Origin of the sequence: Mycobacterium sp. 663a-19 (genome assembly GCF_035616495.1) — a bacterium.
In the GTDB taxonomy this organism is placed as follows: Bacteria; Actinomycetota; Actinomycetes; order Mycobacteriales; family Mycobacteriaceae; genus Mycobacterium.
Map to the genome: position 1 here is coordinate 370,717 of NZ_JAPJAV010000003.1, position 12,274 is coordinate 382,990.

Sequence of the window (12,274 nt, forward strand, 5' to 3'; positions counted from 1 at the left end):
CAGCGGGGGCGTCAGATAGCGAACTGGCCCAGCGGCGTCACCAGCCGCGGCGCCGCGGCACCGAGCCGACCAGTTCCGGTTTGTCGGCCACCTCCCGGCTGCGGTACACGATGTAGGGCCGGAACAGGTAGACGATCGGCGCGCTGAAGGCGTGCACCAGACGGGTGAACGGCCACAGGGCGAACAACGCGAGCGCGATGAACACGTGAATCTGGTAGTAGAACGCCGCGTGCGCCATCAGGTCCCCGCGCGGGTCGAGGATCCAGATCGACCGGAACCAGACCGACACCTTCTGCCGGTAGTCGTGCAGCTCGCCGAAGTGGGTGGCGCCGGCGAGGGTGCAGCACATGCCCGCCACCAGCGCGCACCCCAGCACCACGTACATCAGCTTGTCGTTGCGGCTGGTGGCCAGGTAGACGGGCGCGTTCTTGCGCCGCCGGTAAATCAGCAACCCGATGCCGAGCAGGGTGGCGAACCCGGCGGGCACGCCGAGCAGCAGCGCCTGCAGGTGATAGATGTGATCGCTCATCCCGGCCGCGCGCGTCCAGGATTCCGGGATGAACAGCCCCATGACGTGGCCCATGATGACCGCCAAGCTGCCGAAGTGGAACAGCGGGCTGCCGATCGACAACAGCTTCGACTCGTAGAGCTGCGACGAGCGGGTGGTCCAACCGAACTTGTCGTAGCGATACCGCCACCAGGTGCCGACCGCCGCGATCGACAGCACGACGTAGGGCACGTCGTCCCAGAAGATCTCGAGCAGTTTCATGTGGACCAAAGTCAGCCTCTTTCGGTGCGCTTAGGCGGGACGGTCAGGGTAAACGGTTGCAGCCCAACGGCTTCCGCGGGGGGACCGGCCTTCGCCAGCCGTTCCGCGCGGCGCGCGTCCTGAGCGGTTGCGGCGGGCAGCGTTTCGCACACCGCCGCCACGGTGTGCCGGTAGGGCGACTCGGCGTCGGTCAGCGCCCCGTGCAATACGTCGATCGGGACCCGGTGCGCGATCAGCAGCCGCCGGCCCGCCGCGGGGTCGACGGTCGCGGCGAACTCCAGCACCACGGGCAGGTGATCCGGCGCCTCCTTGCGCGGCGGCTCGACCCCGGCGTCGCGGTAGGCGGTGGCGAAGGCCAGCATCTCCCTGCCGCGGTTGCGGGTGTCCCCGGCGGTCCAGTACGTCAGGTACATAGTGGCGCGGCGCCGCATGTCGAAGGTCTCGACGTAGTCGGCCGCGGCGGTCATCAAATCGCGGGCACGCAGCGCGGTGAGCGATTGTTCGAGCAGTGGCGCCGCGGGCCCGTCGACGTGTCGCAGCAGCGCCTCGACGGTGTCCAGCCGTTCGGGCTGCCCCTCGTCGGGATAGGCCAGCAGCAGCGACGCGGCCTGCCACACCAGCCGGTCCTGCAGCTCCCGGGACGCCGCTCGCTCCCGGGTGCCGGACAACATGCCGGGCAATCTCATCGCTACACCGAGTCCTGCCGGTGCGAATCGGGGAACAGGCCCGCGGGCACGCCGTTGCCGTCCCAGTTGAGCAGGTTGATCCTGGAGCGGCCCCCGCCGCCGCGCGCCGCCGCGCCCCCGTCCCCGCCGGCCTCGCCCATCTGGCGCTGCTGCAGGGCGTGGAAGGTTTCCACGGCGACCGGCACCGGGGCGCCGCTGCCCTCCCCGAACGGGCCGGATTCGTACATGCCCGGTCCGCCCTCGAACGACAACGAGCACCCCATCTCGTCGGCCATCGCGGCGGCGGCGGGCACGTCCGCCACGTACGACGTCGGAATCACATAGCGCTCTTCGTATTTGGCGATGGCGAGCAGCCGGTACATGTTGTAGATCTGTTCCTCGGTCATCCCGACGGCCTCGGGGATGTGCGGTTGCGTTTCGCGGCCCAGGTTGATGTCGCGCATATAGGAGCGCATCGCGGCCAACCGCTTCAGCACGCCCGCAACCACTTCGGAATCGCCCGCGGTGAACAGCTCGGCCAAGTATTGGATGGGAATGCGCAGCGCCTCCAGGGCGCCGAACAGATTGCCCAGGTCCTCCCCGTCGTGGCCGTCGTGGCTGACCGCGTCGACCACCGGCGACAGCGGCGGGATGTACCAAACCATCGGCATGGTCCGGTATTCCGGATGCAGGGGCAGCGCCACCCGGTAGGTGTTGATCAGCGCGTACACCGGTGACCGCTGCGCGGCCTCGATCCACTCGGTCGAGATGCCCTCGGCCCGCGCCGCGGCGATCACCCCGGGATCGTTGGGGTCCAACAGGATCTGGCGCTGCGCCTCGTACAGGTCGGTGTCCTTTTCCACCGACGCCGCCTCGAGCACCCGGTCCACGTCGTAGAGCACCAGCCCCAGATAGCGCAGGCGCCCCACGCAGGTTTCCGAGCACACCGTCGGCAGCCCGACCTCGATGCGCGGATAGCACAGGGTGCACTTCTCGGCCTTGCCGGTCTTGTGGTTGAAATACACCTTCTTGTAAGGACATCCGGACACGCACATCCGCCAGCCCCGGCAGCGGTCCTGGTCGACGAGCACGATGCCGTCCTCGGTGCGCTTATACATCGCCCCCGACGGGCACGACGCCACGCACGACGGGTTCAGGCAGTGCTCGCAGATCCGCGGCAGGTAGAACATGAAGGTCTCTTCGAGCTTCAGCTTGACCTCTTCGCTGACCTTCTTCAAAACCGGGTCGTTGGGCACGATCTCCGGCGAGCCGGCGAGGTTGTCGTCCCAGTTCGATCCCCAGGACACCTTCATGCGCTCGCCGGTGATCTGGCTCCGCGGGGCGGCGGTGGGGAAGGTGTCACCGGCCGGGGCCTGCGTCAGATTTTCGTAGTCGTAGGTCCACGGCTCGTAGTAGTCGTCGATGGTGGGCAGTTTGGGGTTGGCGAAGATGCGCAGCAGCTTGTGAATTCGGCCGCCGTCGCGCAGCCGCAACCGGCCCTTCTTGTCGCGCATCCAGCCGCCGCGCCAGCGGTCCTGGTCCTCGTAGGTGCGCGGATAGCCGACGCCGGGGCGGGTTTCGACGTTGTTGAACCACACGTACTCGGTGCCCGAGCGGTTGGTCCAGGCCTGCTTGCAGGTCACCGAGCAGGTGTGGCAGCCGATGCATTTGTCGAGGTTCATCACCATCGCCATCTGCGCCATGACTTTCATCAGTAGTGCACCTCTTGGCTGCGGCGGCGCACCACGGTCACCTCGTCGCGCTGGTTGCCGGTGGGACCCAGGTAATTGAAGGAGAACGCGTGCTGACCGTAGCCACCGGCCAGGTGGCTGGGCTTGATCCGCACCCGAGTCAGCGCGTTGTGGTTGCCGCCCCGCTTGTTGTTGGTCTCGGTGCGTGGCGTGTCCACCGTGCGTTCCTGCACGTGGTAGACGAACACCACCCCGTCGGGCATCCGGTGCGAGACGATCGCCCGGCACACATAGATGCCGTTGGCGTTGATCGCCTCGACCCAATCGTTGTCGCGCACTTTGATTTTCGCCGCGTCGCCGGGGCTCATCCACATCGTCGGGCCGCCGCGCGACAACGACAGCATGTACAGGTTGTCCTGGTAGGTGGAGTGGAACGACCACTTCGAGTGCGGCGTCAAATAGCGCACGGTGAGCCCGATTCCGTCGTCGGTCGGGCCCAGCTCGGGCTGGTCGAACAGCCGCGCCATGTCCAGCGGCGGCCGGTACACGGGCAGGTGTTCGCCGAGCTCCTCGACCCAGTCGTGGGCGAGATAGAAGTGCATCCGCCCGGTGAGGGTGTGGAACGGCTTGAGGTGTTCGATGTTGATCGTGAACGGCGCGTAGCGGCGCCCGCCCGTCTCGCTGCCGGACCACTCCGGGCTGGTGATCACCGGGACCGGGCGGGCCTGCGTGTCGGCGTAAGTGATTCGCCTTTCCTCGCTGCCCTCGGCCAGGTGCGCCAGCCGCTGCCCGGTGCGCTTCTCCAGCTCGAGGAAACCCTCGACGGCCAGCCGGCCGTTGCACGTTCCCGACAGCGTGAGGATGACGTCGGCCATTCGCGCGGCGGTGGTGATCGCCGGACGACCCGCCGCCGCACCGGAATTCATCACGCCGAACTTCGCGGCCAGCTCGCCGATCTCGCGGAAGGGATGGACGGTGACGCCCTTGACCGTCATGCCGAATTGGTCGACGAGCGGTCCCAGCGTCACCCACTTGTCGTAGATCGCGGTGTAGTCCCGCTCGACAACGGTGAGCTTGCTCATCGTTCTGCCCGGCACCGGCACGTCGTCGCCGTGTAGCCAATCGCGTTCGGTGCCATCGGGATACGCCATCGCATCCGGCGTGTCGTGCTGCAGCGCGGTCAGCACGACATCGTTGCGGGTGCCAAGATGCTGCCGGGCCATACCGCTGAAAACGCGGGCGATCGCGCCGAATGCCTCGAAGTCCGAACGCGTTTCCCACGGCGGGTCGATCGCCGGGCTGAACGCGTGCACGTAGGGGTGCATGTCGGTGCTGGACAGGTCGTTCTTCTCGTACCACGTCGCCGCGGGCAACACCACGTCGGACACCAGCGTCGTCGACGTCATCCGGAAGTCGATCGACATCATCAAATCGAGCTTCCCCTCGGGAATCTCGCCGTCCCGGGCCACATCCGTGGGCAGTATGCCGGTGGCCTTGGGTTCGGCCTGGATGTTGGAATCCGTGCCCAGCAGATGCTTCAGGAAGAACTCGCCGCCCTTGCCCGACGAGCCGATCAGGTTGGACCGCCAGACGCTGAGCACCCGCGGCCAGTTGGCGGGATCGTCGGGATCGGTGATCGCCAGCTTCAGCTTGCGCTGGGCGAGTTGCTCGCTGACGTACTCGGCGACGTCGCGCCCGGCCTGCGCCGCCTCGTCGGCGACGTCGAGGCTGGACCGGTCGAACTGCGGATAGAACGGGCTCCAGCCCATCGCCGTCGCGGACGCCATCACGTCGATCGTGTGCCTGCCGTCGAACCTGCCGCGGCCCAACGGGCTGGCCAGCTTGGCGGCCCCGTAGGAGTCGTAGCGCCACTGGTCGGTGTGGACATACCAGTACGAGGTGCCGGGCACCTGGCGCGGTGGCCGCGACCAGTCCGAGGCGTTCGCCATGGTCTGCCAGCCGGTCAGCGGGCGCACCTTCTCCTGCCCGACGTAGTGGGCCCAGCCGCCGCCGTTGCGTCCCATCGACCCGGTGAGCATCAGCAGCGCCAGCACCGAGCGGTACATGACGTCGCTGTGGAACCAGTGGCAGATGCCGCCACCCATGATCACCATGGACCGGCCGCCGGATTCCTCTGCGTTGCGGGCGAATTCCTTGGCCACGCGGATGGCCTGCGCGGCCGGCACCCCGGTGATCGGTTCCTGCCAGGCCGGGGTGTTCTGCTGGCTGGGGTCGTCGTAACCGGTGGGCCATTCGCCCGGTAGCCCGTCGCGCCGCACCGCGTAGTGGGCCAGCATCAGGTCGAACACCGTGCACACGAGGTGCTTGCCGACGCGGCGCACCGGCACGCCGCGGCGCACGGTCTCCCCGTGGCCGTCGATGGTGTCGAAGCTGGGCAGGGTGACCAGCTCCGCTTCACCCGCTCCCTGCATGCTGAGCGCCGGTACCACCGGCCCCAGGTCGAGGTTCCATTTCCCGACGCCGTCCTCACCGAACCGGAATCCCAGCGAGCCGTGCGGCACGACGACCGCGTCGGTGACCTCGTCCACCAGGGCGGGTTTGAACGCCGCGTTGTCGACTTCCTCGCCGATGTCGGCCGCGGTCAGGAACTTCCCGGGCACCAGCGAGTCGCCGCGCTTCTCCAACTTGATCAAAAACGGCAGGTCGGTGTAGCGGCGAACATAGTCGATGAAGAACGGAACCTGCTTGCGCACATAGCATTCCGAAAGGATCACGTGCCCCATCGCCATCGCCAGCGCGGCGTCGGTACCGGCCGCACACCGCATCCACTCGTCGGCGAACTTCGTGTTGTCGGCGTAATCCGGGCTCACCACAACGACTTTGGTGCCGCGGTAGCGGGCCTCGGCCATCCAGTGCGCGTCGGGGGTCCGGGTGATCGGGACGTTGGAGCCCCACATCATCAAATACGACGCATCCCACCAGTCCCCGGATTCGGGCACATCGGTCTGGTCGCCGAACACCTGCGGCGACGCCACCGGCAGGTCGGCGTACCAGTCGTAGAACGACGTCATCACCCCGCCGAGGAGCGTTACGAACCGCGAGCCCGCGGCGTGGCTGACCATCGACATCGCCGGGATCGGCGTGAAGCCGGCGACCCGGTCCGGGCCGTATGTCTTGATGGTGTGCACATGGGCCGCGGCGATCATCTCGGTGGCCTCGGCCCAGGTCACCCGGACCAGCCCGCCCTTGCCGCGTGCCCGTTGGTAGCGCCGGCGGCGCTCGGGGTCGGCCTGGATGTCGGCCCACGCGAGCACGGGGTCACCCAGGCGAGCCTTGGCCTCGCGGAACATCTCGACCAGCACGCCCCGGGCGTACGGGTAGCGCACCCGGGTGGGCGAGTAGCTGTACCAGGAGAACGACGCGCCCCGGGGGCAGCCGCGCGGCTCGTATTCGGGCCGGTCCGGCCCCACCGACGGGTAGTCGGTCTGCTGGGTTTCCCAGGTGATGATCCCGTCCTTGACGTAGATCTTCCACGAGCACGACCCGGTGCAGTTGACCCCGTGGGTGGAGCGGACGACCTTGTCGTGGCTCCACCGGTCGCGGTAGAACACGTCGCCCTCGCGGCCGCCCTGCCGGGTGACGGTGCGCAGGTCGGCCGAGAACTCGCCGGGGGTGAAGAAGCGCCCACTGCGCTCCAACAGCTCCTCGAGCGGTCCGCCAATGTGGGGTGTGACGGTCAAGCGGTAAACCCCCTACTCAAAACGACATCGCGCCTCGCTGCCGGGTTCGAACGGGTTCGAGCACCTTGCTTTGTGTTCCGGGCCGCGCCGGCGGCCCGCCCCGGGCAGCGATCGAGCCTTACGGATCGCCCATCACGGTAGGTGCCGGATGACAGTCCTACCACACCATCCACGCGGAGCCTGTGAGTAACAATTGGTGCCATCAACGTGGGGTTTCTGTATTCGCGTATGCCGGACCACGGCGTGGAAACGGGGCCCACGCCGTCGGGACAACCATCGCGATCGCTACCGGCATGCAAATCGAGGTTAGGGTCTGTTTTGGGTTGTTAGCTTCCAGTTTCACGCGTGTCAGCTGCAATGGCGCTGTACGTTCCCTGGTGAAAAACTGTGGACTTTGTCCGGAGCTGCTCAGAGCACTCGAGTCAGGTCCGCCAGCCAGCCCCGGTCGGCCGGCACCCAGTCGACGTCGTGCAGTTCGGCCGCCGTCACCCAGCGCAGCGCCCGATGATCACGCGGGTGCGGTTGGCCGCGAAGCAGCCGCACCCGATACGCCCGCAGCGTCGTCGCGCCGTCCAGCGGGATGTCGTCGCCAAGGCGGTCGCCGACCGCGACGTCGCGGGCGTCGAGGCCCAGCTCCTCGGCCAGCTCACGGGCCAGCGCGGCCCGCTCGGTCTCGCCGGGTGCGACCTTGCCGCCGGGCAGCTCCCAGCGGCCGGCCAGCTCCGGCGGGCGGACGCGCTGGGCCACCAGGAGGGTCGAACCGGCGATGACGGCCCCGGCGACGACGATCTGGGTCGGCATGGCCAGTGACGGTATACCGTCTCCGCGCCGACGGCTGGCTAGCTGAGGTTGTGCTTGCCCGGGTTGGCGGCGAGACCCGCCAAGATCCCCTGCTCCAGCTGTCCCGTCATCGTGTTGGGCGGAGCCGTCTGCGGGTAGCTGCAGCTGAGGGCGGCAAATGGGCTCGGGTCGGGGCTGGCCGGCTTCACGTCGGCGCCGGCGGGCGCTGCCCCGGCGACGCAGGAGCCGAGAGCAATGGCGGCGCTGACCAAAAGCTTCGCGATCGCGTGGCGGTTCCCAGTCAGCATGTCGTCCTCTTCCCTTGTGTTGAAACGGTACTCCCCGTATGCACCTGTAGCCACCACGATTTCGCGTCCTTACTTGGTGTGCAACGCGATTGGCCGATCACATAGGCGGTTCATGCTTTTGACGGTTCGGAGCGGGCCGGCGTTCCCGGTGCCCAGAGTATGTTCGGGGTATGGCTGTGTTAACGGATGAACAAGTGGACGCCGCACTGCCCGACCTCGACGGCTGGGAGCGCGCCGAGGGCGCCCTGCGCCGGTCGATAAAGTTTCCGAGCTTTTTGGCCGGCATCGACGCGGTGCGTCGGGTGGCCGAACACGCTGAACGCAAGGATCATCACCCGGATATCGATATCCGTTGGCGGACAGTGACTTTCGCGCTTGTGACGCACTCGGAGGGTGGCATCACCAAGAACGACGTCGAGATGGCGCGCGACATCGACCGCATCATCGCGGACTGACCGGCCCGCCGGGCGCGGCGGTTCGCCTACCGGTGGCGGCGATCCAAACCAGGGTCGCCATCGCGACCACGATATAGACCAGCCCGGCCCACGCCAGGTACCACGGGCGGCCGATTTGCCAGATGGTCGGCTGCGCGAAGCTCAGCAGCCAGGGCACGCCGATGATGGTGAGCGCCAGCCAGCCCCAGCCGACGAAGGGCGCGCCGGCGCTCCGGCGTAGCGGCCCGTGAATGGCCCAGATCATCAGCGGCACCAGCCACACCCAGTGATGGCTCCACGAGATCGGCGAGAGCAGCAGCCCGAACAGCTCGACCACCAGCAACTTGCCCAGCCGGTCGGAGGGATCCAGCGCCCGCCACGCCAGGACGGCCAGGACCGCCGTGACGGCGATGGCGGCCAGGACCAGCGGACCGAAGCCGGCGTCGTGGCCCAGGATCCGGGAGATGCCGCCGCGCCAGGATTGATTGAACGACGTGGCGATCGGCCCCACCCGATGCGCGTCGCCGAGCAGGTCGGTGAAGTAGTAGCGGGCCTGATCGCCAACGACGAGCCGCGATATCCCGACGGTGGCAAGGAACACGACCGCCGACGTCACGGCGGCGCCGAAGCGCCGGACGCCTAGCAGGTAGACGCCGGCGATCGCCGGCGTCAGCTTGATCCCGGCCGCCACGCCGACCAGCAGACCCGCCAGCCACCACCGCGCGGTGTAGGCGGCCCACAGCACCGCGACCATCAGCAGCACATTGATCTGCCCGTAGTCGAAGGTGCTGCGCAGCGGCTCGATCCAGATGGTGATAGCCGTCCATGCCATCGCCGCGCGGCGGCTGGTGCCGCCGGGATCGGCGCTCGCCCCCATCAGCCGCTGGCTGATCCGAACCGCGCCGTAGAGCGCCGCGATCGTCGCGACCTGCCACAGGAAGGCGACCACGCCGAACGGCAACAGGTGCAGCGGATAGAAGACGACGGCCGCGAACGGCGGATAGGTGAACGGCAGCGGGAAGTCCGGCGTCTGATCGGCGTAGGTGTAGCTGTACAGGGTGCCGGGATGGTCGATGGCGGCCGCGCCGCCCAGGTAGACGTGCAGGTCCACGAAGTTTGCGCCGTGGGGCGTCAGGTATGTCCAGGCGAGTCGCGCCGCGACGCTGACGATCAGCAGCGCCGGGGCGGCCGCGCCGAGCAGACTCGCCAGCCGCCGGGTGGCGGGCGCCGCCGGGGCGGCCGTGGTGTCGATGGTGGGGTCTATCTGCCCGACTTTAGCGATCGCGGCCTTGTCGACCGGCGCCGCATCACCGCCGTCACTCGGATCCGTAACGATCAAATAAATGCCACACGTGTCACTTGAGTCACACCAGCATCAAAGTACCTTCGGGCCGGGACCTTGTCGTCGAACACCAGGGAGAATCATGCCAACCATTTGGACCTACTTGCGGGCCACCGCCGTCATGGTCGGTTCGTCCGCCGCGCTACTGACGGGCGGTATCGCCCATGCCGACCCCGTGCCGGCTCCGGACGTGCAGAACATTCCGCAGCAGCTGATCGCTTCCGCGGCCAACGCGCCGCAGATTCTGCAAAACCTCGCGACCGCCCTCGGGGCGACCCCGCCGGCCGCCCCGGCGGCTCCCGGCATCACCTTTCCGGGACTGACCCCGGCCGCGGCGGCGCCCGCGGCTCCCGCGGCCAGCTCCGCGATCCCCGGGCTGAGCTCGATTCCCGGACTGGCACAAACGGCGCCGGTGGCCCCCGCCGCGCCGGCGGCCCCGACGGTTCCGGGCCTGCCCGTTTCGATCCCGGGCGTGCCCGCCACTCCGGCGGCTCCGGCCGTGCCGGCGGCTCCGGCGGCGAGGGTGAACATGCCGGCGCTGCCCGGCCTGCCGCTGAATGTGCCACCGCAGATCTCGCTCCCGACGGATCTGCAGGCGCTGGCCAACGGCGGCGTCCCGGGTGCACCGGCCGCGCCGGCCGCGCCCGCACCCGCGGCGCCCGCTCCGCTGACCGCGCCGTCGCTGCTTTCGGCCCTGCCCTAAGCCGCGAAATAGACAGCTAGCCCAACTAGGACTGGAGAACATCGTGGCAAGCACTTGGAACCTGTCCAAAGGTTTGGCCGCTGTCGTCACGGCATCGGCTGCCGCGTTCGGGCTCTGCCCGAGCGCGGCGGCCGACCCGGCGGCGCCACTGCCGACACCGCAATCGAACTCCGCTCAGCAGCTGCCGGGCCTGCCGGCGCTATCGCAGCTGAGCCCGATAATCCAGCAGGCGGCGAGCAACCCCGGGCAGGCGACGCAGCTGCTCATGGCCGCCGCCCAGGCATTCACCCACAACCCGACCGCACCGACCGAATCCAAGAACGTGGCCGCGTCGGTGAACCAATTCGTCCAGGAGCCCGGCGCACCGCTTCCCGGCGCGCCGGCCGCGGCACCCAACGGCGTCACCCCGCCCGAGACCGGACCGGTGCCACACGTGCCACCGGAAGGCCTGGTGCCGGGTGTGCAGGCGCACCTGCCGACGGGCATCGATCCCGCCCACGCGGCGGGGCCCGCGCCGGTGGCGGCGCCCGCGCCGACGTCTCCGGCGCCGGAGGCCGCTCCAGCGCCGGCACCTGAACCCGCGGCGGCACCGGCGCCGGAACCCGCGCCGGCCGCCCCCGCGGCGGCACCGGGTTTCGGCCCTGACGCCCCGCCCACCCAGGACTTCATGTATCCGTCGATCGGCACCAATTGCCTTGCGGACGGCAGCAACGCGATCGCGACCGCTCTGTCGGTGGCGGGGCCGGCCAAGATTCCGCTGCCCGGCCCCGGGCCCGGCCAGACCGCCTACGTGTTCACGGCCGTCGGCACCCCCGGGCCCGCCGAGGTACAGAAGCTGCCGTTGAACGTCACCTGGGTGAACCTGACCACGGGCAAGTCGGGGAGCGTCACCCTCAAGCCGCGCACCGACATCAACCCGGACGGTCCGACCACCCTGACCGCGATAGCCGACACCGGGTCGGGCAGCATCATGTCGACGATCTTCGGGCAGGTCACCACCAAAGAAAAGCAGTGTCAGTTCATGCCCACCATCGGCTCGACGGTGGTGCCGTAGCACCGCTTTCTGGCGCGCTTTCCGGGGCGAACGTGCGCAGTTGTACGCCCCGCGCGGCGTGTCATCGGACGAACACGCACGCTCGCGACAGGGGTGGGCGCCTCAGTAGGCCATGAACAGGATGGCGTCGCGGTCGTACTCCAGGCCCGGATGAGCACTAGCAAGGTGGGCCTGGGTCAGTTCGACCAGCTCGTCCTCGTCCTTGCCGACGATGGCTTCGCCGCACGGGCACGTCAGGTGTGTCTTCACGTTGCCGCCTTTCCCTTCGCTGCTGCCTTCATCTGCTTCTTGTGGGATCGCACCTGTCCAAGCGAACGGGCGTCGACGATATCGGCGACGGATAGGTAGCTGCCGGGCTTGCCGAAGTCGCCGGCCGCCGCCCGCCACCCCGTCGGCGTCACGCCGTACTGCTTGCCCAGCAATGCCAGGAAGATCTTCGCCTTCTGCTCACCGAAACCGGGTAGGCCCTTGAGCCGCCTCAGCAGCTCCTTGCCGTCGGGGTCGCCGACGGTCCACAAACCGGCCGCGTCGCCGCCGTAGCGGTCCACGATGATCTGGGCCAGGGCCTGGATCCGCTTGGCCATGGACCCCGGAAAGCGGTGTATCGCAGGCCTTTCCGCGCACAGCGCGGCGAACTTGTCCGGGTCGCAGGCGGCGATCTCCTCGGCATCCAGGCGGCCCATGCGGTCGGCGATCTTCTTCGGCCCGGCGAAGGCGGTCTCGAACGGCACCTGCTGATCCAGCAGCATGCCGATCAGCAATGCGAACGGGTCGTCATCCAGCAGCGCGTCGGCGGCGGGATCCTGGGCGAGTCGAAGCTTCGGCAC

12 protein-coding genes are annotated in these 12,274 nt (G+C 68.5%); 3 read left to right on the plus strand and 9 right to left on the minus strand.

What is annotated here, in order from left to right:
* Positions 1–37 precede the first annotated feature (37 nt).
* The 6 genes from narI to OQ968_RS08380 form a co-directional block, all read right to left on the minus strand.
* Positions 38–769 (minus strand): respiratory nitrate reductase subunit gamma, encoded by a 732-nt coding sequence (narI, locus tag OQ968_RS08355; RefSeq protein ID WP_420715858.1) that lies wholly within the window; start codon positions 767–769, stop codon positions 38–40.
* 11 nt (positions 770–780) lie between these two features.
* Positions 781–1,455 carry a nitrate reductase molybdenum cofactor assembly chaperone gene (narJ, locus tag OQ968_RS08360; protein WP_324676545.1) on the minus strand — a complete coding sequence of 225 codons (675 nt, stop codon included), beginning with the start codon at positions 1,453–1,455 and terminating at the stop codon, positions 781–783.
* Between the two features lie 2 nt (positions 1,456–1,457).
* Positions 1,458–3,146 (minus strand): nitrate reductase subunit beta, encoded by a 1,689-nt coding sequence (narH, locus tag OQ968_RS08365; RefSeq protein ID WP_324676547.1) that lies wholly within the window; start codon positions 3,144–3,146, stop codon positions 1,458–1,460.
* Positions 3,146–6,826, minus strand: a complete 3,681-nt coding sequence (locus OQ968_RS08370) for a nitrate reductase subunit alpha (RefSeq protein WP_324676549.1) — start codon at positions 6,824–6,826, stop codon at positions 3,146–3,148. Before OQ968_RS08370 ends, narH begins: the two co-directional genes overlap by 1 nt.
* Before the next feature lie 408 nt (positions 6,827–7,234).
* On the minus strand, positions 7,235–7,627 hold the full coding sequence (locus tag OQ968_RS08375) for a (deoxy)nucleoside triphosphate pyrophosphohydrolase (RefSeq protein WP_324676551.1): 393 nt from the start codon (positions 7,625–7,627) through the stop codon (positions 7,235–7,237).
* A 38-nt stretch (positions 7,628–7,665) separates the two neighbouring features.
* Positions 7,666–7,914: a hypothetical protein gene (locus tag OQ968_RS08380; RefSeq protein ID WP_324676553.1), complete on the minus strand. Its 249-nt coding sequence runs from the start codon at positions 7,912–7,914 to the stop codon at positions 7,666–7,668.
* 170 nt (positions 7,915–8,084) lie between these two features.
* Here OQ968_RS08380 and OQ968_RS08385 point away from each other — a divergent pair, with 170 nt between their 5' ends.
* Positions 8,085–8,369 carry a 4a-hydroxytetrahydrobiopterin dehydratase gene (locus tag OQ968_RS08385; RefSeq protein ID WP_324676555.1) on the plus strand — a complete coding sequence of 95 codons (285 nt, stop codon included), beginning with the start codon at positions 8,085–8,087 and terminating at the stop codon, positions 8,367–8,369.
* On the opposite strand, the gene OQ968_RS08390 is transcribed toward OQ968_RS08385, so the two are convergent.
* Positions 8,356–9,684 carry a mannosyltransferase gene (locus tag OQ968_RS08390; RefSeq protein ID WP_324676698.1) on the minus strand — a complete coding sequence of 443 codons (1,329 nt, stop codon included), beginning with the start codon at positions 9,682–9,684 and terminating at the stop codon, positions 8,356–8,358. The two genes, OQ968_RS08385 and OQ968_RS08390, sit on opposite strands and share 14 nt — an antisense overlap.
* A gap of 88 nt (positions 9,685–9,772) precedes the next feature.
* Here OQ968_RS08390 and OQ968_RS08395 point away from each other — a divergent pair, with 88 nt between their 5' ends.
* Positions 9,773–10,393 carry a hypothetical protein gene (locus OQ968_RS08395; RefSeq protein ID WP_324676557.1) on the plus strand — a complete coding sequence of 207 codons (621 nt, stop codon included), beginning with the start codon at positions 9,773–9,775 and terminating at the stop codon, positions 10,391–10,393.
* A gap of 43 nt (positions 10,394–10,436) precedes the next feature.
* The gene (locus OQ968_RS08400) at positions 10,437–11,447 is read left to right on the plus strand and encodes a hypothetical protein (RefSeq protein WP_324676558.1); all 1,011 of its coding nucleotides are present in this window, start codon (positions 10,437–10,439) and stop codon (positions 11,445–11,447) included.
* A 102-nt stretch (positions 11,448–11,549) separates the two neighbouring features.
* Here the strand turns inward: OQ968_RS08400 and OQ968_RS08405 are convergent, their stop codons facing one another.
* Both OQ968_RS08405 and OQ968_RS08410 read right to left on the minus strand, forming a co-directional pair.
* On the minus strand, positions 11,550–11,696 hold the full coding sequence (locus OQ968_RS08405) for a hypothetical protein (RefSeq protein ID WP_007776396.1): 147 nt from the start codon (positions 11,694–11,696) through the stop codon (positions 11,550–11,552).
* On the minus strand, positions 11,693–12,274 hold the full coding sequence (locus OQ968_RS08410; protein ID WP_324676561.1) for an HhH-GPD-type base excision DNA repair protein: 582 nt from the start codon (positions 12,272–12,274) through the stop codon (positions 11,693–11,695). Before OQ968_RS08410 ends, OQ968_RS08405 begins: the two co-directional genes overlap by 4 nt.

Excerpts from the sequence above, each read along its gene's own strand:
- narI (WP_420715858.1), bottom strand. The coding sequence starts at position 769 with ATGAAACTGCTCGAGATCTTCTGGGACGACGTGCCCTACGTCGTGCTG.
- narJ (WP_324676545.1), bottom strand. The coding sequence starts at position 1,455 with ATGAGATTGCCCGGCATGTTGTCCGGCACCCGGGAGCGAGCGGCGTCC.
- narH (WP_324676547.1), bottom strand. The coding sequence starts at position 3,146 with ATGAAAGTCATGGCGCAGATGGCGATGGTGATGAACCTCGACAAATGC.
- OQ968_RS08375 (WP_324676551.1), bottom strand. The coding sequence starts at position 7,627 with ATGCCGACCCAGATCGTCGTCGCCGGGGCCGTCATCGCCGGTTCGACC.
- OQ968_RS08380 (WP_324676553.1), bottom strand. The coding sequence starts at position 7,914 with ATGCTGACTGGGAACCGCCACGCGATCGCGAAGCTTTTGGTCAGCGCC.
- OQ968_RS08385 (WP_324676555.1), top strand. The coding sequence starts at position 8,085 with ATGGCTGTGTTAACGGATGAACAAGTGGACGCCGCACTGCCCGACCTC.
- OQ968_RS08395 (WP_324676557.1), top strand. The coding sequence starts at position 9,773 with ATGCCAACCATTTGGACCTACTTGCGGGCCACCGCCGTCATGGTCGGT.